This is a genomic window from Cognatiyoonia sp. IB215446 (assembly GCF_033963825.1).
Classification (GTDB): Bacteria; Pseudomonadota; Alphaproteobacteria; order Rhodobacterales; family Rhodobacteraceae; genus Yoonia.
Map to the genome: position 1 here is coordinate 50,934 of NZ_JAXBMD010000005.1, position 25,428 is coordinate 76,361.

The following is a 25,428-nucleotide window of genomic DNA, read 5'->3' on the forward strand; positions in this document are numbered from 1 at the left end:
GCCTTATCGGGTTATAAGGCTCACATAACAGGGATTGACCTAAAGGAAAACCAGAAGGGAAAACACGCCCAAGGCGAGCGCCATGACGCGCATGAAGACACGCCAGGCGCGGGGATTGGTCAGCAGATATGACAGGAGCGCGCCTGCCGTCGTCCAGAACAGACAGACCCCTAGATTCAGGCCTGAAAATGTCGCCGCGAGTGTCGTAGCCTGACCCGAAGGCGGGAGTGCGGGCACGTAGGCCATCGCGCTCAGGGCCACCGCCCAGACCTTGGGATTGACCCACTGAAAGAGCACCGCCTCGATGAATGTGAACGGTCTGTCCCGCTCTTTCGACGTGGCCGGATCAGCCCGCCATAGATTAAAGGCCATCCAAAGTATCCAGGCCGCCGCCGCGATCTTGAGGACCAGCGTGAGCGTAGGTTGTACCTGCAAAAGCGCCCCGATGCCAAAGCCGGTGACACCCGCCGTGATCCCCACACCAACGGCCACGCCCAGAATGTGGGGCAAGGTTCTGCGGAAGCCGAACCGCGCGCCCGATGTGGTCAGCAGGATCACATTCGGCCCCGGCGAGAACAGCCCGAAGAACACAAAACCGATCAGGGGCAGGAATTCAGTCAAGCAGATCGGCCTTGGTCAAAGTGAAGCCCGACGCGATCCAGCGCGCCTCCGCCGCCTTCAGTGCCTTGCCCAAGGCGGGACCCTGAAGCGCGGGCATCAGATCGGCGGCGGTCAGGGGGAAAGTCTGGGCGGCAGCCCGTCGCACCGATTGCGCATCTTCAGCGGCGATCTCGTGACCAAGTGAAGCGGCGTTGATGGCCAGCCGGTCCATCCCGATATCAGCGCCAAAGCGATAGGCGGCTTCAGCGGGCGACATCTCGGCCCGGACCTGTTCGAGATATCGCCACTGTTCCTTCGACAAACGCAAATGCGTTTCAGGTTCACCTCCCAGTAGCGCAAGGCGGCGCATTGGCTTGGGCGACAGCCTTGCCTGTTCCTCAACATGCACCAGCACCGCGAGTGTCGTTGCGTCAGCACCGGGAAGTATCTGCACAAGCGCCCCGGTTGCCGCCATCGATGCCATCGCAAGCGCCGGGTTAGGTGCCGCGAGCAATTTCAACATTTCGCTCGTCACACGCTCCACCGACAGCTGGCGCAACCCGTCGATATTGGCCGCACATGCGGCGAGGCCATCGGGGTCTGGACCGTTATGGCCATACCACGCATGAAACCGAAAGAACCGCAGGATGCGCAGGTAATCCTCTTTGATCCGCTGATCCGCATCCTCGATAAACCGCACGCGCCGCGCGAGTAGGTCTGGAAGACCGCCGAGCGGGTCGGCTACCACGCCATCAGGCCCAGCATAAAGTGCGTTCATCGTGAAATCTCGTCGCCGCGCGTCGTCTTTCATATTGTCAGCGAAAGCGACCGTGGCGCGCCTGCCGTCAGTGGCGACATCCCGGCGAAAGGTGGTGATCTCAAACGGGATGTGATCCACCAAAACGGTGACCGTGCCATGTTCGATGCCTGTGGGGATGACCTTCAGCGTTGCCTTTTTGGCCAATGCGGTCACCTCAACCGGCAAGGCATCTGTCGACAGGTCCAGATCGGCGACCGGCTCACCCAACAGCGCATTGCGTACGCAACCACCCACAAACCACGCCTGATGCCCCGCATCCGTCAACAGGCGGCATATCTTTTGCGATGAGTCCTGCGTAATCCAGTCGGCCATGATCCGGGTCATAACAACCGATCCGCAAGCGCTCGCAAGATGCGGGCGGTCGCGCCCCAGACATAATAGGGGCCGTAAGGCACGGTATAATAGTGCCGCTTGCGCCCTTGCCAGCGCCGTCCTTCGACGCGGAACATTGCAGGCTGCGCGAGATGGGCGAGCGGGATCTCGAAAACCTCACTGACTTCGCCAGCTTCCGGGACCGGGTCGAAAGCGCCCTCCAGCAGTGCAAGCACCGGCGTGACCTGATAGCCTGTTACCGTCTGATGCGGCGGCAGCGTGCCCAGCACCCGTGGGCGGTCGCGGTGCAGTCCGATCTCCTCCTCTGCCTCGCGTAAGGCGGCATCAGTGACGGTCGCATCATCAGGGTCCTGCTTGCCGCCGGGAAAGGCGATCTGGCCCGGATGATGCTTCAACCGAGCCGAACGTTTGGTCAGGATAACCGTCTCGCGTTCTGCCCGCACAGCCACAAGAACACCCGCAGACGTCAGATCCCAATCGGGGACTTTTACATCATGGTTCAGGTCAAAGTCCGAGGACGCATCACCCGTTTTGGACAATGCGTCGCGCAGACGTTCTTCAAGATTAGGCACTGGCGTCCTTGGCCTCAAACCCCAACGTGTCAGGGTCAAACGCGTAATGCGCACCGCAGAACTGGCAATCTGCGGTCACGGTGCCCTCTTCGGTGGTCATCGTGGCGATGTCCTTGGCCGAATAGATCGACAGGCTCTGCCGGACCTTGTCTGCCGAACAGGAACAGCCGAACTTCACTGGCTGGGCGTCAAAGACACGCGGCGCCTCCTCATGAAACAGCCGCACGAGCAGGTCCGTCGGCGCCACGGCGGGGCCGATCAACTCAATCTCTTCAACCGTGTCGAGCAGCGTATTCGCACGCACCCAATTTTCACCCTCGTCATCGTTCAGGATATCAACCGCCTCCAGCAACCCATCCTGACCCGACCCGCCTTCGCCGCTCACATGGGGCGAGGCTTTGGGCATATGCTGCAACATCACGCCACCGGCGCGCCAATGGGTGCCCTGGCCGGGCAGTTGCGACTGGCCATAGGTCAGCTGGAACCGCGTCGGCAATTGCTCGGACTGCGCGAAATAGGTCTGTGCGCAGGCCGACAATGACCCGCCCGCAATCGGCGTGATCCCCTGATAGGGCGTCATCCCCTGACCCTGGTCGATCAGAATGGCGAAGTAACCTTGGCCGATCTGGCTAAACGGATCAGCGGCCTCATCCAGTTTTTCGGCATCATACGACGCATAGGCACGGATGCGCGCAGGCTGGCCGTCTTCTTTGGGGCCGTAATAGTCGGTCGCAATCAGGCGCACCGCACCTGACCCGCGCACCTGCAAGGACAGCTTCCAGCGCAGCTTGACCGTCTGCCCGATCAGTGCTGTCAGCAACGCCATCTCGGCCACCAGCCCTTCAATCAGGGGCGGGTAGTCGTGCTGCGACAGCACCTGTTCCAGCACCCCATCAAGACGCGCCACCCGACCGCGAATGTCGGATGCGTCAAGTTGAAACGGCAGGACGGTATCGTCCCAGGCGATTTGCTGGCCGAGGCTCATAGGCTTTCCTTACATGTCAGGAGTTGGCATACCGCGCCTATATAGGCGGGGCAAGGCAGCCTCCAAGAGGGTGAGCTATGATCAGACGGTATGGCGATGCGCCGCGAAACGGGAAGCGATATGTCCAGCGGCCCGGTGTTTACGCGGTTCTGCCGCGAGACGGGAAGCTGCTTTTGACCTACCAGGGCGCGCCACATGATGAGATCCAGCTACCGGGTGGCGGCGTTGATCCGGGGGAAAGCCCGATCCGTGCCCTGCACCGGGAGGTGTTCGAAGAAACGGGCTGGCGCATTAGCCACCCGCGCCGGATCGGGGCGTTTCGGCGGTTCACCTATATGCCGGAATACGGGATTTACGCGGACAAGCTGTGCCACATCTATCTCGCCCATCCGGTCCGCCCTTTGGGGCCACCGACCGAGCCGGACCATATCCCGCTTTGGCTGGATGCCGAGGATGCGGCAGGCATGGTTTACAACATGGGCGATGCGTCGTTTATCCGGCAGCTCATGAGGCGTTAGCGCCCGCGCCGCCAGACAAAGCCGCCGCTTGCCTTGCTGCGGCGCGCCCTTGCATTGCTGACAAGATAGACTGTCACAAAGACCGCCGACGAAAACGGTGTTTTCAATAGCCGCAGCATATTGCCGAAGCTCTTGTTGAACTCGCTGTCATTGTCTTCCAGTTCCGGAAATGCCTCGGCCAGTTCCACATTCCCCTCGCGCCAGCGGTGGCGGACATGGACGAGGTTTGCGAAACCCTCAGGCAGGGGCCAATCATAAGTCGCGTTGGTTTTGAGCCGTTCATGCGGTTTGAACTGCAGCCGGACAAAGCGGTCATCGCCGTATATTTTTGGAAATTCGGCCCAACGGGCACGGCCCAAGCCATTCACGGCATAAAGCCCGATCCCCGGCACCCCGTCGCGCACAAAGGGCAGGCTGGTCCAGACCTTGGCATAGGCGCGGCTGATGATGCTTTTGGACCGTGGAACGCGGACCGCGCCGCTGGCATAGACGGGTTTGTCGGCAGCGAGCAGGTCCGAGAGTTCTGTCAGAACACGCGGGCTAATCACGATATCCGCGTCCAGATACACCCGCGTGGCGTGGCGCGCGACCGCGTCACCTTCATTCAACGCGTTCATCTTGTTCCCAACGGGAATATCCAGCACCAGCAAGTCAAAGCCTGCCTCTTTCAGTGCGACTTCCTTCGCTTGGGCGAGACTCACCGTCTGGTCCGTGCAGCCGTTGGCGGCGACAATGACCTGGATGCCATGGCCATCCGGCAGGTCAGTTTGCGCGACAATCGCGTCAAGACAGTTCTGAATGCAGCTTTCCTCGTTGTTACTCGGAACAATGACACTCAGCACCGGTTTGATCCTTTATCGCGACCTTCCTTTTGCATATGCCGCCCCCGGCGCTGTCATGCAAGAATGACAGAAACAGAATGCGCTACGCCTGAGTGATTCATATCAGGGAAAACGGCGCAAGGATTTGCGCACATTTCCACCGAAGCAGAGCGTGACAAAACGCACAGATTACACCTTATTTTCAAGACTCCATAGCAAGGCGCAACCATAACGTGCGCGAATACCGTCAAAGATCCAAACACCTTCACCTGACGCTACGGAAAGGTATGGACAGCCTTAATTGCCATATGTCAGCATGCCGAATACTTCATCGTTTTATGGTTTCTCGTTTGTTTGTTGCATTGCCAAAACAAGAGTATGATTTTTCGTCTGCGGGGAGCGGTCAATGACACGCCCGCCTGTTTACGTGACGCGCCCATCAATCCCACCTTTGTCTGATCTGATGCCGCTGCTGGAGCAGATCTGGGATACGCGCATGCTCACCAATTTCGGTCCATTGCTCCGAAGATTTGAGAGCGCTTTGGCGGATCATTTAGGAGTGGATCATGTAGCACTTGTCGCGAATGCGACGCTCGGCACGGTTCTCGCGATGCAGCAGGCTGGCATCACTTCCGGCGAGGTGATCACCACGCCGTTTTCCTTTGTGGCCACCGCCCATGCGATCCGCATCGCAGGGGCTGAACCGGTCTTTGCGGACATCGATCCTGTGACGCTAAACCTCCACCCCGCCCAGGTCGAAAAGATGATCACGCCGCAGACCCGCGCGATCCTGCCGGTCCATACCTTTGGCATTCCCTGCGATGTTGATGGCCTTGCAGATGTTGCCCAACGCCACGGGCTGAAGCTGATTTATGATGCGGCGCATGCCTTTGGTGTGTGCCGCAATGGGCAATCGATCCTGCGCCATGGCGATATGTCGGTGCTCAGTTTCCACGCCACCAAGGTGTTTAACACATTTGAAGGTGGTGCCGTCATCGTACCCGACCACGAAACGAAATGTGCCATCGACCGGCTGGCCAATTTCGGTTTTGCCGATGCACAGACGGTTGAGGCGATTGGAACAAATGCGAAGATGCACGAACTCAGCGCGGCTGTTGGCCTCGCGCAGCTTTGCGGGATTGATGCTGTCCTGGCCGAGCGCGCGAAGGTTGCACAACGCTATCATGATGCGCTGAAAGACGTGCCAGACCTGTACTGCGTCAGCCCCACAGGTGTGGAGGGGCATAACCACTACGCCTTCCCGATCCTCTTGCGCCCGGGTTATCAGACGGACCGCGACACACTTCTGGCGCGGCTAGAGGCGGAAAACATCTTTGCCCGTCGCTATTTCTACCCGCTCATCTCGGATCTTGACCCTTACAACACGCTCCCCTCGGCCGCACCCGAGGGTCTGCCAGTCGCCCGCGCGGTCGCAGAACAGATCCTTTGCCTGCCGCTTTATGCTGACCTTGATCCGGCAACACAGGACAGGATCATTGATCTGGTCAAGGGACGATGACACTGAACTGGCCGATGGTAGAGCGGCTTGGCCGCAGGCTGCTAGGACAGCGCCCTGGTCACTTGCGCGACCTCGCACAACAGACCATCACGCTCGCCCCGGCAGAAACGGCAACCGTCCCACCCGCCATCTATCCCGACGATGCGCTCGACAAGATCACCGGCCTTTCACCCTGGCGCAGCTGGCCCGTTGAAACCGCCCTCATCGAAGCTGGTCAAACCACGCATGCCGCAACGGTTGCACATGTGGTGGAGGACGTGACGATCTTCGGCCCCTTCGTCTACAAAGGGGTCACCCAATACGATCCCAGCTACGGCGACGAAAAATTGTGGCAGTCCTTTCGGGCCCCGCGTCAGGGGATTGACAGCGCTGCGCTCGTCTCTTGCTTCTCCGGCAGTCGATTTTTCGGCCCTTTTTTGAAGGACAGTTTGCCACTAGAGCTACTGACGGATCAGGACACCCACGCGATCGCAATGCCAACAAGGGCGTATAGTCATGAGGCCGGATACCGCGCGCTGTTTGATCTGCGCGCGCCGCCGGTTGTTGAACATGCGCATGTGCGTCGGCTGACCTTCTACGATGACTTTGGCCAAAACTCGGGCCGAGGTGCGCGATACGAAACGTTGCATCAGCGCCTGCGGGATCATCTGAAGCCGCGTGACGCCGATGCACCGGCGGGCATCTACCTTAAACGTGGCCAAACAGGTGAGGCACGCATTCTTTCCAACGAAACCGAACTCGAAGACATGTTGCGCATCCGTGGGTTCGACATAGTGGAACCGTCGAAACTGACCGCGGAAGAGATTGCGCAGCAGACACTGGATGCCCCGATTGTGATCAGTGTTGAGGGCAGTCATATCTCGCATGTGGCATACAGCATGGCACGCGCCGGCACTTTGCTGGTGTTGCAGCCGCCCGACCGTTTTGCCATGGCGTTTAAGGAGTTCACTGACCGTGTGGGTATCCAGTTCAGCTTTTTCGTGGGTGATGCGTCCGATGGTGGTTTTCACATTGATCTGGACAGTTTCCAACGGTTCCTGGACCGTGTGATGCCATGAAAGCCTCTGCCCAAAATGAGCTGATCATTCTGCCAGTTCTGAAGGCTACGCGCGGTCCGCGTGGGGGTCTCGTTCTGACGCAAAAGTACCTCAACGGTGCCGCCGCCTATGCCAAAACATGGCCCGGTCCTGTGACCAGCCTGATCGCGCTGACCGATACGCCAACAACCGACATGGATCAGGTTGAGGTGTTACCGGGCGAAGCGGAAACAACGCTGGAGATGCGGCCCACCGAACCCGAAGCGCTTGCCGCACGGATCAAGAACGCAGCCCTCGTGTCGGGCTTTCTTTCGCCCTATGAATTGCCCACAGCAGAGCTTTGCCAGAAGCTCGACGTGCCCATCGCATTTGTCAGCGAATACTCTTTGCAGACCGAGTTGCAGATCATCCGGTCCGAGACGCGCAACCCGATTCTGCGGTTCCGGCGCAAGCTTTGGACCCTAAACGCTGAGCGCAAGCGCAGAGAGGTGCTGAAACTGGCCGCCGGGCTGCAATGCAGCGGTACGCCAACCTATAACGCCTACAAGGATGCCATTGCGAATACGCTCTTGTTCTTTGACAACCGCGTGCCGCGGGATGCCGTCATCTCTGATGCCGCGTTGGCGCGCAAAGTAGATAGTCTGACGTCCGACAGGTCCCTGCGCCTGATCTTCGGCGGGCGTCTCGTGGCGATGAAGGGTGTTTTGGACCTCGTGCCTTTTGCCGCTGCGCTGCGCAAGCGTGGCGTGAACTTCACACTCGACATCTATGGTGACGGACCCCTGCGCGACAATATCGCCAAGCAAATCAACGACATGGGCCTGTCCGACCTTGTGCGTTTGCGCGGTGTCGTTGATTTCGAAACCGAATGGGTGCCGACGCTGAAAGAGCAGGCGGACCTCTTTGTCTGTTGCCATCCCCAAGGTGATCCATCCAGCACCTATCCCGAGGTCATGGCCTGCGGTGTGCCGATTGTGGGCTATGATAACGAGGCACTGAAAGGCATCATCGAGATATCTGAGGCCGGGTGGGCCACGCCCATGCATGATATCGCGACCCTCGCAGATACGGTCACACGGCTTGCCAAAAACAGGGCTGAGCTGGCGGACGCAGCGACAAACGCTCGCACCTTTGCCGCCAAACATGCTTTCGAGGCAACCATGGTGCGCCGCACCCGGCACTTGATTGAGATCAGCCGCCTGCCCGCTGCGCTTAAGGAGTGATGGGACCGGGAAAGAAGGTCTCGGTCCTGCCGGTAAGATAATAGAAAAGCAGTCCCCGCCATTCATGCGCCCCGGCATCGGTAAGCCGCAGCCCATTGCTGAAGTCGTAGAAATAGGTCGGATCGAATGGCGGGATCCATTTGAAATCAACGGGGTAGGGAACAGGTTCGAACCCCAAAGCGCGATAAGACCCGATCAGCCGCGGCATCCGGTGCGCGGGCGTAATCGCCCACCAGATCTGATCGGCATCCTCTCCGATCAGGTCCAGCGTGTTGCGCGCCCGCGCCGCTGTGGTGGCCGCATTTGGATCAATCATGATCCGGTCCGCGGCCACGCCAAATTCCATCAGTACCCGCCGCATCCCATCCACGCCACGCAAGGGTTCCGGTGGGAAATTGGTGCCGCTGCCACCGCTGAGGATAATACGCGCATCTGGATAGCGCTGGGCCAGCAAGGCAGCCGTCGGGACCGCCTCTCCACCGTCTTCAAGCTCCAACAAGGCGCCATTATGGCGCGCATGCACCTCGTTCAAACCGGCACCCAGCACAATCAGTCCATAGGGTGGCTCAGCCTCTGCGAGATCGACGGGCGGAAAGCGGGTCACAAGCGGCGCGATCATGACCTCACTAAGGCTGGTGAAACCAAAAGTGACAAAGCCGGTCAGCCCCAAAGTGAGAGACGTGATCGCCGTCCGCCGCCAGTGCAAAAGCAGCGCGATGAGCGCCAACAGAATCAGCAAAAGGAACAGGGTTGAGGGGGTCGTCACAAAATCGATGACACTTCGCAGCATGATAAAAAACGCATCCAAATCAAAATATTTGCGCGCGCAGGCAGCACTTTGTGGCAAAAGACACAGCGCAAAAGGCCAAATGCTGCGACTGCATCATTAGGGGTCACAGGCCCGCACGACACATGCTAGTATTTCGACGGGAATCCATTTGTCCCGTCAAGTCATGATTTGCCCAGGTTTCTTTTTAACGACGTAAAGCCTTTATACTGATCATAAATTGCCATAGGTTTGCCAGTGTTAACCCCTTTATCGAAAACATTACCCTACGTGACCTGGTTGGTGTCATGAGTATCGATGTATCCAGTTTTGACGCGGCTGAGACTGACATTGCCATCGTCGGAATGGCCGCCCATTTGCCCGGCTCTGACACGGTTCAGGCCTATTGGGACAACCTCAAGAACGGGATCGAGTCGATCCGCCACTACAGCGCCGACGAGCTTTTGGCGGCCGGTGAGGCGGCGCATCGTCTGAACCGCCCCGATTACGTGCCTGCCGCCGCACCACTTGCTGGCTATCAGAACTTCGACACTGAGTTCTTTGGTCTCTCTGCCAAAGAAGCCGCGATCATGGACCCTCAGCATCGCAGGTTCTTGGAAGTGTCGTGGGAAGCGCTCGAAAACGCGGGCCATATGCCAGAGAACGCGGATGGCCCGATTGGCGTTTTCGCGGGCTGCGGTATGGGCAGCTATTTCTATTTCAACATCTGCTCGAACCCGAAACTAGTCGACAACGTCGGCATGTTCCTGTTGCGCCATACCGGGAACGACAAGGATTTCCTGTCAACGCGGCTGAGCCACATCCTCGACCTGAAAGGGCCCAGCGTGAACGTGCAGACCGCCTGCTCGACCTCGCTGGTTGCCACACACTACGCGACGCAGGCACTATTGTCGGGCGAATGCGACACTGCCTTGGCCGGTGGCGTGACCATCGAATTACCGCAGGACCGCGGTTACATCTATAAGGAAGGCGAGGTTCTGTCCCCCGACGGCCATTGCCACGCCTTTGATCACCGCGCCCAAGGCACCGTGTTCGGGTCTGGCGCCGGGGTTGTCGTTTTGCGCCGCCTGAAAGATGCGATTGCAGATGGCGACCACATCTGGGCCGTCATCAAAGGCTCTGCGATCAACAACGATGGCGCGGCCAAAGCCGGTTACCTTGCCCCATCTGTCGATGGTCAGGCCGAGGCGATTGCCGAAGCGCATATGATCGCCGAAACACCTGCAGACACGATTGATTACATCGAATGCCACGGCACCGGCACTTATCTGGGCGACCCGATTGAGGTCGCGGCCATCACGCAAGCCTTCAACGAAACGACGGACGAGGTTGGGTTCTGCCGCATTGGCTCGGTCAAAACCAATATCGGCCATTTGGACACAGCCGCCGGGGTTGCCAGCCTGATCAAGACATCGCTCGCCCTGCATCACAAACAAATCCCCGCCTCATTGGGCTATGAAAAACCTAACCCGGCCATCGATTTTGAAACCTCGCCTTTCCGCGTGAACGACACGCTGACCGACTGGGTCAGCCACAAGGGACCGCGGCGCGCGGGTGTGAACTCGCTGGGCGTGGGTGGCACCAATGCCCATGTCGTGCTCCAAGAGGCGCCGGAACTGCCCGCGTCAGAAGACTCTGACTGGCCGTTCCAGATTCTCACCGTGTCAGGCCGCAACAAGGCCGCATTGGATGCGAACTGCGCGGCCCTCGCCCAGCATCTGCGCGAGAACCCAGACCAGAACCTCGCCGATGTCGCCTGGACGCTCCACAAGGGGCGGCGCGGTTTTGAACGTCGCAGGGTGATCGTCGCCGAGACCCATGAAGACGCTGCCGCGCAGCTGGAAAAGAACGACCCGCGCCGCGCCTTCACCCATAATGTGGTGGGCGAGGACCCCGATTACGTCTTCATGTTCCCCGGCGGCGGCGCGCAATACGCCGGCATGGCGCGGGACCTTTACGAGACCGAGCCTGTCTTTGCCGAATGGATGGACAAGGGCCTCGAAATCCTGCAACCCAAGCTCGATTACGACATCCGCACGCTCTGGCTGCCCGAACCTGGGGAAGAGGCCGAGGCGGATGCCAAGCTGACCCAGCCATCCGTGCAACTGCCGCTGATCATGATCGTGGAATATGCGCTGGCGCAGTTGTGGATGAGCTGGGGTGTGCAGCCCAGCGCACTGACCGGGCATTCCATGGGCGAGAACACGGCTGCTTGCGTCGCCGGCGTGATGTCGTTTGAGGATTGCATCGGCCTTGTCCACCTGCGCGGTAAGCTCTTCGACACGGTGCCCGCAGGCGGCATGCTGTCGGTCGCCCTGCCCGCCGATCAGTTGAAACCGCTTTTGGGCGAAGATCTCGACCTTGGCGCAGTCAATGCACCGTCCTTGAGCGTCGCGACCGGCCCGCAAGCCGCGCTCGACATGCTGGAAACGCAGCTCAAGGCAAAAGAGATCGACTGCCAGCGCATCCAGATCGACATCGCCGCGCATTCGCGGATGCTTGAGCCGATCCTACAGGAGTTTGGCGATTACCTGCGGTCGATTGAGCTGCATGCGCCACAGATCCCCTTCACGTCAAACCGCACCGGCAAACTGATCACCGATGATCAGGCACAGGACCCCGACTACTGGGTCGACCACCTTCGCGGCACGGTACATTTCGCCGATTGCCTGACGACGCTTGCCGAAAAGCCGGAGCGTGTGTTCATCGAGGTCGGGCCGGGCCGCGCGATGTCGTCGCTCGCAGGCCAGCATGGCACCGTCACCGCCAATCAGGTCGTCAGCAGCCTGCGCCACCCCAAAGATGATATCGCCGATGACGCGTTTTTTATGGCGATGCTGGGCCGGATCTGGGCAACAGGTGGCACCTTCGACTGGGGCCAGATCTGGGGCGATGCACGGCGCGTGAAGGTGCCGTTGCCGACTTATGCGTTCCAGCATGCAGCCTATTTCATCGAGCCGGGCACGGTGACGGCGGATGAGACCAACGACTGGCTGACGCGCAGCGACGCGCCCGATGGGTGGGGTTACCGCCCTGCCTGGCTGCCCCGCTATGCGGCTTGCGATGTTGATGTAACCGGCGATCTGTCCGAGGCGGAAAAGCAGATCTGGCTGATTTTCGTTGACGATGTGGGCCTGACGGCAAAGGCCGCCCAGCGCCTGCGCGATGCGGGGCATGATGTGGTCACCGTCCGCCCCGGCGATACCTTCGCACGCGACGGTGAAGGCGGCTATTTCATCGCCCCTGAACGCGGCCGTGAAAGCTATGATCTGCTGATCTCGGACCTTAACACACGCGACCTGATCCCCACCCGCATCCTGCATGGCTGGATGATCACGGGGGATGAGAGCTTCCGCCCCGGTTCCAGCTTTTTCCACCGGGTGCAGGAGCAGGGGTTCTACAGCATGTTCTTCCTTGCTCAGGCTATTGGCGGCGAGGATTTGGGCGACGACATCCATATCTGCGCACTCTCCACAGGTGCGATGCAGCATAAGGATGAGGCGCTAGCCCATCCTGAAAAGGCAACGCTCGCTGGTCCGGCCCGTGTCATCCCGCGCGAGTATCCAAATCTTTCGGTCAGCACGCTTGATCTGTCCTTGCCAGAGCGCATTGGTCGCAAGAAAAGGTTTGCCCAAGGCGATCTCGGCAAGTTGGTGGACAACATCCTCGAAGAGGCATTGGCCGATCCCGGCAATGGCACAGCACTGATCCGGGGCGGCAAACGCTTTGAGCTGACCTACAAGCCAGCCGCGCTGACTGATTTGCCCGATGACGGCCAACTGCCCGTGTTGAAACAAGATGGCGTATATATGATCACCGGCGGCTTCGGCGGCATCGGCCTGACCCTCGCTGAGGCGCTGATCAAACAATGCAACGCCCGGATCGCCCTTATCGCGCGCAGCCCACTGCCGCCGCGCGAGGCATGGGACACAACGCTGAAGAACACTGCTCCCAATGCTCCGCTCGCCCGCCGGATCAAGGCCATCCAATCGCTCGAAGCGTTGGGCGGTCAAGTCCTGCCCATCGCCGCTGACGTGAGCAATGTCGAAGACATCCGCGATGCCCGCGCTCAGGTTGAGGCCACATTCGGCCCCGTCAACGGCGTGATCCACGCAGCAGGTCATATCGACGACGCGCCGATCATGGCCAAGGATGTGACCAGTATCGAAGACGTCTTCGCCCCCAAAATCCACGGCACACAAGTGCTGGAAGAGGTCTTCCCCGATGGCGATCTCGACTGGCTCGTCCTGTTCTCCTCCAGTTCCACCGCGACAGCCCCCATCGGGCAGGTCGATTACGTGGCCGCCAACGAATATCTCAACGCCTACGCCAAGTCGCGCAGCGGAGACAAAACCACCGTGCGCGCGATCAACTGGGGCATCTGGGCTGATGTGGGCATGGCCGCCGACGCCATGCAGATGCGGATGGGCGAGGCTGAACTGGCCCCGTTCACCGACACCAGCGCGCCAATGCTAGACCGCGCGACGTTTGACCGGGCGGGGCACCGTACCTTTACAGCGACATATGGCGTGACCGATCGCTGGTTCCTCGACGAACACCGCACCAAAGCGGGCGACGCCCTTGTCCCCGGCACCGGCTATCTGGAAATGGCGGCTGAAGCGCTGAACGACATGGGCGAAACCGCCGCGTTCGAGATCCGCGATCTCTACTTCCTCCGCCCCCTCGCGGTGCCTGACGACGCTCAGGTCGATGTCCGCGTGACGCTACCGCGAAGCGATGCGGGTTACGAGTTCACGGTAGAGAGCGGGACAGACGGGGTCTTTACCCAAAACGCGCAAGCCAGCCTGCAAATCCTGCCGCTTGCGGCGCCAGAGCCGCTGGATATCCATGCCATTGCCAAACGCTGCAGTGCGCCGATTGAAGCGGGCGAATTGGGCTGGATCGCCTCCCCGCAAGAGGCGCATCTGAAATTCGGTCCCCGCTGGCGTGTGTTGCAATCCACAGCCTTTGGGCAGGGCGCGGGGCTGGCGACTCTGAAATTGCCCGAAATTGCAGCTCACGACCCAGACGCGGGCTATATCCTGCATCCCGGCATGATGGACCTCGCCACAGGCTGGGCGATGAAGCTGATCGCGGGCTATCAAGCGCAGAACCTTTGGGTGCCCGTGTCGTATCGGTCGGTGAAGGTCTATGCGCCGCTACCTGCGCAGGTGGTCAGCTGGGTCCGCAATGCGGGTGACAACAACGCAGACGCGGAAATCGCGAGCTTTGACATCACGCTGGCCGCCCCCGATGGAACGGTTTGCGTCGACATCAAAGGGTTCTCCATCCGGCAGATGACCGACGTGGTCGATTTCGCGGCCCAAGAAGCGACAGCGACGCGGGACGAAGACGAAACCGCGCGCCCGCTCTCTCCCGCCGAAGAGCGTCTGCGCCACAACCTGTCCCAAGGTATCCGCGCCGAGGAAGGGGCGGACCTGTTCCTGCGCGCGCTCATCAGCCCGCATCAGCAGATCATCCTGTCATCGCTTGATCTCGACGGCCTGATTGCACAGGCGGGACAACAGGATGACGATGATGCCGAGGACGGCCAGAAATTCTCGCGCCCCCAACTCGACAGCGACTTTGTCGAACCCGATGGGCCGATTGAGGAACGTCTGGCCGGGTTCTGGCAAGACCTTCTGGGCGTCGATCAGATTGGAGCAGAGGACAGCTTTTTCGATCTCGGCGGCCACTCCCTGATCGCCGTGCGGCTCTTCGCGCAGATCCGCAAAGCCTTCCAGGTCGATTTCCCGATCTCGGTGTTATTCGAGGCTCCGACGATCCGCAAAATTGCTGCGCTCATCGCTGAACGCGGTGGTGCTGCAGACAGCGAAGGGCCATCGGCGATGAGCGCCACCCCAAAGGTACCCACCCGCCGTTTCACTCATCTGGTGCCGATGCATCAGGGCGATGGCGGGCGCAAACCGCCCTTCTTCCTCGTCGCCGGTATGTTCGGCAACGTCTTGAACCTGCGCCATCTTGCGCATCTCATCGGCAGTGACCGGCCCTTTTACGGCCTGCAGGCGCGCGGCCTTCTGGGCGATGAAGAACCGCACCGCAGGATTGAGGCGGCGGCAAAGGACTACATCGCCGAGATGCGGCAAGTGCAGCCACATGGGCCCTATCATTTGGGTGGTTTCTCGGGTGGCGGCATCACCGCTTACGAGATTGCCCATCAACTACGCGCCGAAGGTGAAGAGGTGGCCGCGCTCGTCATGCTCGACACGCCGCTTCCCGTCCGCCCGGATATCGAACGCGGCGACAAATTCCGGATCAAGCTGCAGGACATCGCGGCGAAGGGCCCGAAATACGCGGTCGAATGGGCGCAATCCCGCATCGCATGGGAGATCGAAAAGCGGCGCGGGCGCGAAGAGACCGCCGATCAGGGTCAACAATTCCACAACCTCGCCATTCAGGACGCGTTCCTTGAAAGTGTTGGCGCGTATCAGGTCAAGCCTTGGGACGGGACGCTTGCGCTCTTCCGTCCGCCGCTGGTTGCAAAATGGACTGTTGGTGACCGGCTGATCAGCCATGAACGTGTCTACCTTTACCCCGATAACGACTGGACGAAATTCGTGCCAAATATCGAGGTCTTCGAGGTCCCCGGCGATCACGACAGCATGGTGCTGGAACCCAATGTCCGCGTCCTCGCCGCCCGCATCCGCCGCTACCTGGAACGGTCGGGCGACCAACCCATGACACCAGCCTACAAGCAGGCCGCCGAATAGATGACCGACCCGACAATCCTGACCATCGTGCTGAATTACAAAACGGCGCAGATGACATTGAAGGCCGCTGAGGCCGCGCGGGTCGCGATGGAGGTTCTGCCGGGTGAGATCGTCATCGTTGATAACGACAGTCAGGACGGCTCGTTTGAGATGATGAACGCCCATATACGCGACCATGGCTGGAACCGAGCGCGCGTCATCCAGTCAGGGCGTAATGGAGGTTATGGCGCAGGGAACAATGTCGGTATCCGGGCTGGCCTGTCGGACGGGAGCAGGCCGGATTATGTCTATATCCTGAATTCCGACGCCTTCCCGAAACCGGACGCGATCCGGGTGCTCTATGACCATCTGAACACGACGCCCGGCACCGGTTTCGCCGGCAGCTTCATAGAAGGCGAGGATGAAATCCAGCACACCACAACCTTTCGCTTTCCATCGATCTGGAGCGAATTTGAAGGGTCGATCCATTTCGGACCAATCTCCAAACTGCTGAAATCCTACCGCGTTCCGGTTGAACTGACCGAGAGCACCCCGGTCGATTGGCTGGCCGGGGCCAGTGTGATGATGCGGCAGGATGTGCTGGATGAGATCGGTCTTTTTGACGAAACCTTCTTTCTCTATTTTGAGGAAACGGATCTCTGCCGTCGTGCGCAAAAGGCCGGGCACCGCGTGATGTTTGTGGCCGAAAGCGTGGTCACGCATCTCGGCTCCGTCTCAACCGGTATGAAGGAATGGAAGCGCGTGCCAGATTACTGGTTCAATTCGCGCTGGCATTACTTCACCAAAAACCACGGGCGCGCCTATGCCGCATGCGCCACAATCCTGCATTTGATCGGTGGCAGCCTGCATCTTTTGCGCGGCAAGCTGACCGGCAAGGACAATGCACGCGCACCATATTTCCTGCGCACATTATTGCGGCACGATGCGGCCGCACTTTTTCAGTTTCAGCGGCAAAGGCCCAGCCAGCCAGCGCCGCAAATCGGAGAGTAATTTATGTCTTCTTTCAGCGCCGTCATTATCGGAAACGAATCCCTCGCCATTCAATGCAGCGAGATGTTGCGCGATGCGGGTCACAGCATTGCTGCTGTGGTCACGCGTAACCCGGATATTGCCAGCTGGGCCAAGGGGCATGAGCTGACGGTTGTATCGTCGGATGCCGATCTGGTGGCGGAATTGGGGGACATGCATTTCGACTGGCTCCTCTCCATCGCCAATCTCGACATGATCCCTGACACCGTTCTGGCCCTGCCAAAACGCGGTGCCGTGAATTTCCACGACGGCCCGCTGCCCCGCTACGCAGGGCTCAACGCGCCCGTCTGGGCGCTTCTCGCTGGCGAGGCGGAGTACGGGATCAGCTGGCATATAATTGCAGGCGGCGTGGATGAAGGCGGGCTGCTCGCGCAGAGCTTCTTTGACGTGGCCCCCGATGAAACGGTCCTAACGCTCAACACCAAATGCTATGCCGCTGCCATCGACAGTTTCCCGACGGTTCTGGAGAAACTGGCAAGCGATACGCCTGTCGTGACGGAACAGGACCTGTCGCAACGCAGCTATTTTGCCAAGAACGACCGGCCCGCAGGCGCTGGGCGTATTGATTTCACCCAGACCGCGCGCAAGATAACGACCTTGGTGCGCGCGCTGGATCATGGCGACTACTGGAACCCGCTCTTGTGCCCGAAGATCGCGACCGGCAAAGGCGTGTTCCTTGTCAGCAAGGCTGTGGCCGAGAAATCCACTTCGGACGCCGCCGCAGGCACCGTGATCGCGGTGACAGATGACCGTATCACCATTGCTACCGCGACCGCACCAGTAACGCTGAGCGGGCTGCGCGCCGCCACGGGTCAGCCCGTGTCAGCAACGGACGTCGCGAAGGCCGGTGACAACCTGCCTGCGCTGTCTCCAGCGGAGACCGAGGCGCTGACGGCCACCCTCAAACCCACGCTGAAGCAGGAAGGCAAGTGGCGCAAAACGCTATCCGCCATTACCCCGGCCACGATCCCCTTGATTGATATGGGCGGCGCGCAGGGTGAGGTGATCAGCCTGCCGCTGAGCGGCGACGCAGACCACCTCGCGATGGCTTTAGGCCAGTTGGGCGACGCGCTCTCAGATGATCCGGTCACGCTCGCCTTAGGTGTGGCACATGACCATCCCGGCTACCTGAACGATTGGGTTCCAGTTGCGTCAGGTGATGACTTGTCGACAGCGACAGCGCGCGGCCCATTTGCCGCCGATCTCCTCGCGCGCATCCCCGGTGGTGTTGCGATGCCCGCTCTGGGCCTTGCGGATACCGGACATATCGCAGGCACGGCGCTGACCGTTGCTGGCACAACCCTGACGGCGGACACTGGCAAGATCAGCGAAAATGTAGCCAACCTGATGTCCGCGCGGCTGGATCATATGGCAGCGCAAATCGCCAAGGGCGAAACGCCAAACGTCCTGCCCGAAACCGAGCGCCAGCAGGTCCTCCACGATTGGAACGCGACAGAGACTGATTTTCCCGCTGATCTCTGTATCCATCAGGCCTTTGAGGCACAAGTCGCCCGGACCCCCGATGCTGAAGCTCTGGCCTTTGAGGGCGAAAGGCTGACCTATGCCGAACTCAACGCCCGCGCCAATGCGCTGGCGCTTATCCTGCAGGATAAGGGCGTTGGCCCGGATGTCATCGTCGGGCTGCATCTGCGGCGGTCCTCGGCCTTGCTGATCAGCGCGTTGGCCATCATGAAAGCGGGCGGTGCGTACTTGCCGATGGACCCAGCCTATCCCCCCGACCGCACGGCGCTCTATATCGAAGATAGCGGCACGAAAGTGATCGTGACTGACAGCCTGCTCGCCGATGATCTGCCAGAGACGAGCGCAGAGACCGTCATGGTCGATAAGCTCCCCGCCGCTGGCAACACCGACAACCCCACAAGCGAAGTCACCGGCGCGCATCTGGCCTATATGATCTACACCTCAGGCTCGACCGGAAAGCCCAAAGGCGTGATGGTCGAGCACCGCAACGTCGCCAACTTCTTCACTGGCATGGATGACCGCATCGCCTACAACCCGCCCGGTGTCTGGATGGCGGTCACGTCGCTGTCCTTCGACATCTCGGTGCTGGAACTCTTCTGGACCCTCGCACGCGGCTTCAAGGTCGTCATCTCGGGCGACGAAAACCGCGCTTTGGTGGCTGGCGATAGCAGCGCACCCGGCGTCGGCATGGACTTCAGCCTGTTCTATTGGGGCAACGACGATGGCGTGGGTCGCGACAAATACCGCACCCTGCTGGAAGGCGCGCAATTCGCCGACAAAAACGGCTTCTGCGCGGTCTGGACCCCCGAACGGCATTTCCACGCCTTCGGCGGCCCTTACCCAAACCCATCCGTGACGGGCGCTGCCGTCGCCGCCGTCACCCAGAACCTCGCCGTGCGCGCAGGCTCTTGCGTCGCCCCGCTGCACCACACCGCGCGGATTGCCGAGGAATGGGCGGTCATCGACAACCTGACCAACGGGCGCACCGGCCTTGCCATCGCATCCGGCTGGCAGCCCGATGACTTTGTCCTGCGGCCCGAAAACACGCCGCCCAAAAACAAGCCCGCGATGTTCGATGCGATCCGCGATCTGCGCAAGCTGTGGGCCGGTGAGGCCGTGGGCTTCCCCCGACAGAACGGCGAAATGCACGAGGTGGTTACGCAGCCACGCCCTGTTTCGAAAAAGCTGAACGTCTGGGTCACGACCGCTGGCAATCCCGAAACGTGGAGAGAGGCAGGCACCAATGGATGCAACGTCCTGACCCACCTGCTCGGCCAAAGCATCGAGGAGGTCGCTGAAAAGATCGGCATCTATCACGACGCGCTCCGTGCGGCGGGGCACAACCCCGATGACTTCCACGTCACGCTGATGCTGCACAGCTTTCTGGCCGAAACCCGCGACCAGGCCCGCGAGATCGCGCGTGAGCCGATGAAGGATTACCTGCGCGCCGCCGCTGGCCTGATCAAGCAATATGCCTGGGCTTTCCCGGCTTTCAAAAAACCCAAGGGCGTCGAAAACCCGATGCAGATCGACCTTGGCTCGCTTGATGAAGACGAGATGGACGGCATCCTGGAATTCGCGTTTGAGCGGTATTTCAACGATAGCGGCCTCTTTGGCACCGTTGATGATGCCATCGAGCGCGTCAAGCAGGTCAAAGCCATCGGCGTGACCGAGGTGGCTTGCTTGATCGACTATGGCATCGATGTTGAGCAAGTGCTGGAAGGTCTGAAGCCGCTGGCCGAAGTCGTGGCCGCTAGCAATCAGGGCGTGGCGAGCGACGATTATTCCATCGCCGCGCAAATCACCCGGCACAAGGTCACGCATATGCAATGCACGCCCGCCATGGCGCAGATGCTGACCATGAATGATGAGGCGCGCGCGGCGTTGGCCCAGCTTGACCACATGATGGTCGGGGGTGAGGCGCTACCCGCCGCGCTCGCCGAGGAACTCCGCACGCTGACTGGCGGGCATGTGGAAAACATGTATGGCCCAACGGAAACAACGATCTGGTCCACAACCCAAACCGCCGAACCCGGCCATGGCGCCGTGCCCATCGGCACACCTATCGCGAATACCCAGGTCTATGTGCTGGATGACGACATGCAGCCTTGCCCCATCGGCGTGGCAGGCACGCTCTACATCGCGGGCGCTGGAGTTACGCGCGGCTATTTCCAACGCCCGGAACTGACGGACGAACGGTTTATTCCTAACCCGTTTTTTGACAACGACGGGCCGGGCCGGGGCAAGATGTACAACACCGGCGATTTGGCTCGTTGGCGACCCGATGGACGGCTCGATTTCCTTGGGCGCGCCGATTTTCAGGTCAAACTGCGCGGTTACCGTGTTGAACTGGGCGAGATCGAAAGTGTTATCGACCAGCAGGATGGCGTGCAGCAATCGGTTGTCGCTGCGCGCGAGGATACGCCGGGTGTTGTTCAGCTTGTCGCTTATCTGCTGGCGGACGGCAAAGTGGATGAGAGCGCGTTGCGTGGTGACCTCCTCAAGGTCCTGCCTGACTACATGGTACCCCGCCACTTCGTGACGCTGGAGGCCTTCCCGCTGACACCGAACAAGAAGGTGGACCGCAAAGCGCTGCCCGCGCCTGTTCTGGGTCAGGCGGAGAAACCTGCCGCGGCGACCGACAGGCCGAAACCAAGCGCGCCGAGCGCGCCGGTCAAACTGTCATCCGAAAGCGAGATCACCGACAAGATCGCAGAAATCTGGTCTTCCATCCTTGGCGTCACGCAAATCACGCCCAAGGACAGCTTCTTTGATCTTGGTGGGCATTCATTGCTCGCCGTGCAGGCGCATCGGGAAATCCGGTCGACTATGGGCGTGCAAAAACTGTCGATCACCGACATCTTCCGCGCACCCACGCTTGGCGCGTTATCCAAGATCGTGGCGTCCAAAGTGGGCGCGCCCGCGACGGCCCCCTCAGCCGAAAAACCCGCGCCCGCTGCACCAACGCCACCCAAAACACCCGAACCCGCGATGGCAGGCGGATCGCTGGAAGACGCCATGGCACGGCGGCGCGAAATGCGCGCGGCACGTCGTCGGAACAGGTGATGGAAGAGATTAGGGCGGCTCTGCAGGATATGCTGGGCCCCGATTTTGGTGTCGGCGTCACCGATCCGCGTGACCCAGCAGACGGGCTTTGGCCCGAAGAGACGCCAGCGGTCGCCCGCGCCGTCGAGAAACGCCAACGCGACTTTGCCGCCGGACGCCGCGCCGCGCGTGAGGCGATGAGCGCGCTGGGTGTAACGCCAGCAGCCATTCCCCAAGGCAATCAGCGCGAACCGGTATGGCCAGAGGGGCTGATCGGCTCCATCTCACATTGCGCCACCTGCTGCGTCGCGACGGTTGCGCATACCAGTCAGCACCGCACGATTGGCATTGATATTGAACCAGCCACGCCGCTTGATCCTGACTTGATCCCCATGATCTGCACCGCAGAGGAGCAAAACTGGCTGCCTGCCCAGCCTGACCCGAACTTGGCTGCAAAACAGATTTTCAGCGCCAAAGAAGCCGTCTACAAGGCGCAATTCCCGCTCACCCGGGAAGTCATCGGTTTCAAGGCCGTGACCCTTCGCTTCGATGGCGCAAATTTCAACGCCGAACTGCCCGCAAACCTGCCCAAATGCACCGGATCAATCTTGATCCGAGAGGGCATGATCTTATCTGTCGCTTATGTTTAAACGTATTGTTCTTTTCGTTCTTACCCCCGTCCTCGTGATCCTCGGCGCCCTTGGTCTTTACCTGCGCGACCCGGCCCCGCTGGATACCGAAAGCTTCAACGCCCTTTACACCTCGCCCGCGCCGGCACCGGAAGGCCAACGGCAGGTTTTCCACATCGGCCACAGCCTTGTGGGCCGCAACATGCCAGCGATGCTCGCGCAGTTAGCGGGTGAGGGGCACGGCTATGCCAGCCAACTTGGCTGGGGTGCGACGCTGAAGTCGCATTGGGACCCTGATGAGCCGATTAACGGGTTCGAGACGGAGAACAGCCACCCTGCCTATCGCGATGCACATGAGGCAGTGGAGTCTGGTGAGTATGACGCGCTGATCCTCACTGAAATGGTCGAGATCAAGGATGCGATCCGCTATTTCGACAGTCCGATTCATCTGGGTAATTGGGCGGGCAAGGCAGCCGCCAACAACCTGTCGGTCTATCTCTACGAAACATGGCACCAGCTCGACGATGAGGAGGGCTGGCTGAACCGGATTGACCGGGACAGAGCACTTTATTGGGAAGATGGGATCATGCGCCCTGCGCTGGCGCGGATTGAAAATCCACAACCTATCTACGTGATCCCGGGCGGACAGGTCATGGCCGCATTTTCACGTCATCTGGAACAGCACGGCCCCATCGGCCCGCTGAGCACGCATAATGATCTGTTCATCGACAAAATCCACTACAACGACTACGGCGCTTATCTGATGGCCCTGACCCACTACGCTGTGCTATATCAACGCTCGCCTGTCGGGTTGCCTCACCAAATGCGGCGTGCCAATGGTTCATCCGCGGATGATGTCGGCGCGGAGGTGGCCGAAGCAATGCAACATGTCGTTTGGGAGGTGGTCACATCCTCGCCCATGACTGGTGTTGCCGCTCCAGGTGGTTAACGGAGACGGATCGCGATCAGCAACATCGGGTTGATCTCGAACCCAAACCTTTGAAGGCGCCACGCAGTGGTGAAGGTCACTTAGGCGTATTCCGGGCGTAGCCGTTACGTATTTAAGCAACAAAGCTCAGCGTCGTTGCAGGCGGCGTCCGCAACTTCATCTGAACCGAGCAACTTGGCGAAAAACAACTATGATGAGTTAAAAGAAGCTATGGGTCGGCATGCTCTTAGCGGAACTGCGGGATCTTTAGTCTTTGATCAATGAGAGCGTTGGGGGCCAGGACAGGGCTACAGCTCGCCGCTCGCGTTCATCTCGTGCCACTTCATCTGCGCATTTGCGCCATGTCGCGCAATTGAGCTTGGCGGAATTCTTGTCTGATGCGAGGTTTCCATGGCCCGCCAAAGATGTTCGGATTTCGCAACCGTTGCAAGTTCGACCGCATTCGGATCACATCGATTTTCGCACCCTGCTGCTTGCCTTTCAAGATCCGTGCCATCGGCCCTTTTGTGCCACAGACCTGTCCGTTCGGCGCGCAGGCGCGATATCGCCTGATCAAGCCGACCTTGAGGATGCAGATAAGTAAAGAGCGCAGGTACAAAATCCGCCTCAAGCCGCCCTAAACCGATTTCTCGACCAGGGAAAAGTAACGCCAACTGTTACCCAAGAACGGGAAGCTCCGCTGCTGGACGGGCAGGCCGAACATATCGGTACGTGCTTTGCCGCGCTTCATTGCTGCGTCAAAGATGGCGCTGGTGTCGTCGCTCTTGCCGAACAATTCCTACAATCGAACCCGTAGTACTTGAGCTAAGTGTCGATCGATGGTTCATGGAAATGCGAGCTTGGTTAACTAGCAACTTTTGTCGCATCCAGTGATTTGCACAGCATAGTGATTCCGCTATGCGGTGTCGCGCAGATTAGATGGGTTTTTGGGACGCCGCGCAACATCGCTTATCTCACTTGTCAGTGTAAGCCAAGTAGCTGAGGTTTATGACACTTTCAGCACGAGATCAGATGAGCTCTCGCCTATTTCGGATCAGGCCGGATTTCCTGTTGCAGCATCGAAGCGAGGAAACCGGTTGTGATACTCTGCACGCCAAGTGATGCGCAGACAACGGCGAGCGTGGTGGGGCGTACAATTGCACGCGCGTCCAGATCGCCAAAGCCGGTGGCACCCCAGCTGAAGACACCCGAAAGGGTCGCGATCATGGCGGTCAAGAGTAGGATGCCACCGAGAATACAGGCGTTGTCGACCGTGATTTTGGCCCGCAGTCGCTCAAACCGGCGAGATGTTGGCAACAAGTTGAATCGCACCGCGAAAATCCGGGACAGAATGTAGAAACAGACCATCTGGAACCCGGTGAGGAGCAACGCCCCAGCAAGGATCATTGTCGCCACATCGAATGTGATGCCGCCAACCACGACGGGGCCTAGCATGAGTGCGAGGAAGCCGACCAGCCCTACCCAGAACATCACCAACCCAGGATAGTAAAAAAGCCAATAGGGCGCGAATGTCAGCAAGAGCTTCAGATGCAGCCAGCCGTCGCGCCAACTGCGCAGATGCGGTGGGCGCGAGCGACCATCGGGTTTGAGCGTGGTGGGCACCTCACGGATATCAAGATCAAAGAGCGTGGCCCGGATCACCATTTCAGAGGCGAATTCCATGCCGGGTGTGTTTAGATGCAAGCCTTGGATAGCCTGGCGTGAAAATCCACGCAGCCCGCAGTGAAAATCGCCAACTGGTGTGTGGTAAAAGATGCGACCTACTGCCGAAAGCACGGGGTTACCCAGATAGCGATGCAGCGGCGGCATTGCATCCTTTTCAATCCCACCCTTGAAACGATTACCCATGACCAGATCGGCACCGTCGCGCAGTTCTTTCACGAAAGGGTCGAGGTTGGAAAAGTCGTAAGAATCGTCGCTGTCACCCATGATGACAAAACGCCCCTTGGCGGCGCTGATTCCCGCCCCCAAGGCGGCGCCATATCCCTTGACCGGCACATCAATCACACGCGCGCCAAGCCCCTTAGCAATATCCTGGCTGCCATCGGTCGAGCCGTTATCGGCGATCAGCACCTCGCCATCAACACCGGAGCGCTTAAGGTAGTCATTCGCCTTGACGATACATGTCTCAAGCGTCTCCGCTTCGTTCAAGCAAGGCATAAGGATGGTGAGTTCGGTCATATCTGCAGGGTCATCTGATTCATAAAGCGCGTGTTAGACACGGATTGGGGCGTAATTCGGGCTCGGATAAGGTTTGGGTCGGTCATCTCGTTGTGATTGCGCAACAAATTGCTGGCTCATGCCATATGCCTCAACTCGGCCATATTGAGTAAGACAGGCCCGTGTTA

General features: G+C 59.8%; 17 protein-coding genes. 9 read left to right on the top strand and 8 right to left on the bottom strand.

All coding sequences use genetic code 11. From position 1 onward, the window contains the following. Positions 1 to 39: 39 nt before the first annotated feature. From SLH49_RS17800 to SLH49_RS17815, 4 genes are read right to left on the bottom strand one after another with little or no spacing between them, the layout of a single operon-like run. Entirely contained in the window at positions 40 to 621 is a 582-nt protein-coding gene (locus SLH49_RS17800; protein ID WP_320270505.1) for a LysE family translocator, read from the bottom strand. Beyond that, positions 614 to 1,744: a CCA tRNA nucleotidyltransferase gene (locus SLH49_RS17805; protein WP_320270506.1), complete on the bottom strand. Its 1,131-nt coding sequence runs from the start codon at positions 1,742 to 1,744 to the stop codon at positions 614 to 616. The genes SLH49_RS17800 and SLH49_RS17805 overlap by 8 nt, the downstream gene beginning before the upstream one ends. Then, positions 1,741 to 2,325: a CoA pyrophosphatase gene (locus SLH49_RS17810; protein WP_320270507.1), complete on the bottom strand. Its 585-nt coding sequence runs from the start codon at positions 2,323 to 2,325 to the stop codon at positions 1,741 to 1,743. Before SLH49_RS17810 ends, SLH49_RS17805 begins: the two co-directional genes overlap by 4 nt. Further along, complete coding sequence (locus SLH49_RS17815; RefSeq protein ID WP_320270508.1) at positions 2,318 to 3,310, bottom strand: Hsp33 family molecular chaperone HslO; 993 nt, start codon at positions 3,308 to 3,310, stop codon at positions 2,318 to 2,320. Before SLH49_RS17815 ends, SLH49_RS17810 begins: the two co-directional genes overlap by 8 nt. Positions 3,311 to 3,387: 77 nt before the next feature. On the opposite strand from SLH49_RS17815, the gene SLH49_RS17820 reads away from it, so the two are divergent. Beyond that, entirely contained in the window at positions 3,388 to 3,828 is a 441-nt protein-coding gene (locus SLH49_RS17820) for an NUDIX hydrolase (protein WP_320270509.1), read from the top strand. Here the strand turns inward: SLH49_RS17820 and SLH49_RS17825 are convergent. Continuing rightward, positions 3,825 to 4,670, bottom strand: coding sequence for a glycosyltransferase (locus tag SLH49_RS17825; protein WP_320270510.1), 846 nt, complete (start codon positions 4,668 to 4,670; stop codon positions 3,825 to 3,827). The two genes, SLH49_RS17820 and SLH49_RS17825, sit on opposite strands and share 4 nt — an antisense overlap. A gap of 385 nt (positions 4,671 to 5,055) precedes the next feature. On the opposite strand from SLH49_RS17825, the gene SLH49_RS17830 reads away from it, so the two are divergent. From SLH49_RS17830 to SLH49_RS17840, 3 genes are read left to right on the top strand one after another with little or no spacing between them, the layout of a single operon-like run. Then, on the top strand, positions 5,056 to 6,168 hold the full coding sequence (locus SLH49_RS17830; protein ID WP_320270511.1) for a DegT/DnrJ/EryC1/StrS family aminotransferase: 1,113 nt from the start codon (positions 5,056 to 5,058) through the stop codon (positions 6,166 to 6,168). After that, complete coding sequence (locus SLH49_RS17835) at positions 6,165 to 7,226, top strand: glycosyltransferase family 61 protein (protein ID WP_320270512.1); 1,062 nt, start codon at positions 6,165 to 6,167, stop codon at positions 7,224 to 7,226. The genes SLH49_RS17830 and SLH49_RS17835 overlap by 4 nt, the downstream gene beginning before the upstream one ends. After that, positions 7,223 to 8,428: a glycosyltransferase family 4 protein gene (locus SLH49_RS17840; RefSeq protein WP_320270513.1), complete on the top strand. Its 1,206-nt coding sequence runs from the start codon at positions 7,223 to 7,225 to the stop codon at positions 8,426 to 8,428. The genes SLH49_RS17835 and SLH49_RS17840 overlap by 4 nt, the downstream gene beginning before the upstream one ends. Here the strand turns inward: SLH49_RS17840 and SLH49_RS17845 are convergent. Next, positions 8,418 to 9,218 carry a YdcF family protein gene (locus tag SLH49_RS17845; protein WP_320270514.1) on the bottom strand — a complete coding sequence of 267 codons (801 nt, stop codon included), beginning with the start codon at positions 9,216 to 9,218 and terminating at the stop codon, positions 8,418 to 8,420. The genes SLH49_RS17840 and SLH49_RS17845 overlap by 11 nt on opposite strands. A gap of 284 nt (positions 9,219 to 9,502) precedes the next feature. Between SLH49_RS17845 and SLH49_RS17850 the strand changes: the two genes are divergently transcribed. The 5 genes from SLH49_RS17850 to SLH49_RS17870 are packed head-to-tail and all read left to right on the top strand — an operon-like array spanning position 9,503 to position 23,080. After that, positions 9,503 to 15,946: a type I polyketide synthase gene (locus tag SLH49_RS17850; protein WP_320270515.1), complete on the top strand. Its 6,444-nt coding sequence runs from the start codon at positions 9,503 to 9,505 to the stop codon at positions 15,944 to 15,946. After that, a complete protein-coding gene (locus SLH49_RS17855) occupies positions 15,947 to 16,936 on the top strand; it encodes a glycosyltransferase family 2 protein (RefSeq protein WP_320270516.1) in 990 nt (329 codons plus the stop codon). Between the two features lie 3 nt (positions 16,937 to 16,939). Next, complete coding sequence (locus SLH49_RS17860) at positions 16,940 to 21,523, top strand: MupA/Atu3671 family FMN-dependent luciferase-like monooxygenase (protein WP_320270517.1); 4,584 nt, start codon at positions 16,940 to 16,942, stop codon at positions 21,521 to 21,523. Beyond that, positions 21,523 to 22,152, top strand: coding sequence for a 4'-phosphopantetheinyl transferase family protein (locus SLH49_RS17865; RefSeq protein WP_320270518.1), 630 nt, complete (start codon positions 21,523 to 21,525; stop codon positions 22,150 to 22,152). Before SLH49_RS17860 ends, SLH49_RS17865 begins: the two co-directional genes overlap by 1 nt. Next, entirely contained in the window at positions 22,145 to 23,080 is a 936-nt protein-coding gene (locus tag SLH49_RS17870; RefSeq protein WP_320270519.1) for a hypothetical protein, read from the top strand. Before SLH49_RS17865 ends, SLH49_RS17870 begins: the two co-directional genes overlap by 8 nt. Before the next feature lie 287 nt (positions 23,081 to 23,367). Here the strand turns inward: SLH49_RS17870 and SLH49_RS22400 are convergent, their stop codons facing one another. Together SLH49_RS22400 and SLH49_RS17875 are read right to left on the bottom strand one after the other, a co-directional pair. Next, positions 23,368 to 23,733, bottom strand: coding sequence for a Stf0 family sulfotransferase (locus SLH49_RS22400; RefSeq protein WP_413785308.1), 366 nt, complete (start codon positions 23,731 to 23,733; stop codon positions 23,368 to 23,370). Positions 23,734 to 24,103: 370 nt separating this feature from the next. After that, positions 24,104 to 25,261 (bottom strand): glycosyltransferase family 2 protein, encoded by a 1,158-nt coding sequence (locus SLH49_RS17875; RefSeq protein ID WP_320270520.1) that lies wholly within the window; start codon positions 25,259 to 25,261, stop codon positions 24,104 to 24,106. Positions 25,262 to 25,428 lie beyond the last annotated feature (167 nt).

Excerpts from the sequence above, each read along its gene's own strand:
- SLH49_RS17805 (WP_320270506.1), bottom strand. The coding sequence starts at position 1,744 with ATGACCCGGATCATGGCCGACTGGATTACGCAGGACTCATCGCAAAAG.
- SLH49_RS17815 (WP_320270508.1), bottom strand. The coding sequence starts at position 3,310 with ATGAGCCTCGGCCAGCAAATCGCCTGGGACGATACCGTCCTGCCGTTT.
- SLH49_RS17820 (WP_320270509.1), top strand. The coding sequence starts at position 3,388 with ATGATCAGACGGTATGGCGATGCGCCGCGAAACGGGAAGCGATATGTC.
- SLH49_RS17830 (WP_320270511.1), top strand. The coding sequence starts at position 5,056 with ATGACACGCCCGCCTGTTTACGTGACGCGCCCATCAATCCCACCTTTG.
- SLH49_RS17835 (WP_320270512.1), top strand. The coding sequence starts at position 6,165 with ATGACACTGAACTGGCCGATGGTAGAGCGGCTTGGCCGCAGGCTGCTA.
- SLH49_RS17840 (WP_320270513.1), top strand. The coding sequence starts at position 7,223 with ATGAAAGCCTCTGCCCAAAATGAGCTGATCATTCTGCCAGTTCTGAAG.
- SLH49_RS17845 (WP_320270514.1), bottom strand. The coding sequence starts at position 9,218 with ATGCTGCGAAGTGTCATCGATTTTGTGACGACCCCCTCAACCCTGTTC.
- SLH49_RS17850 (WP_320270515.1), top strand. The coding sequence starts at position 9,503 with ATGAGTATCGATGTATCCAGTTTTGACGCGGCTGAGACTGACATTGCC.
- SLH49_RS17855 (WP_320270516.1), top strand. The coding sequence starts at position 15,947 with ATGACCGACCCGACAATCCTGACCATCGTGCTGAATTACAAAACGGCG.
- SLH49_RS17860 (WP_320270517.1), top strand. The coding sequence starts at position 16,940 with ATGTCTTCTTTCAGCGCCGTCATTATCGGAAACGAATCCCTCGCCATT.
- SLH49_RS17865 (WP_320270518.1), top strand. The coding sequence starts at position 21,523 with ATGGAAGAGATTAGGGCGGCTCTGCAGGATATGCTGGGCCCCGATTTT.
- SLH49_RS17870 (WP_320270519.1), top strand. The coding sequence starts at position 22,145 with ATGTTTAAACGTATTGTTCTTTTCGTTCTTACCCCCGTCCTCGTGATC.
- SLH49_RS17875 (WP_320270520.1), bottom strand. The coding sequence starts at position 25,261 with ATGACCGAACTCACCATCCTTATGCCTTGCTTGAACGAAGCGGAGACG.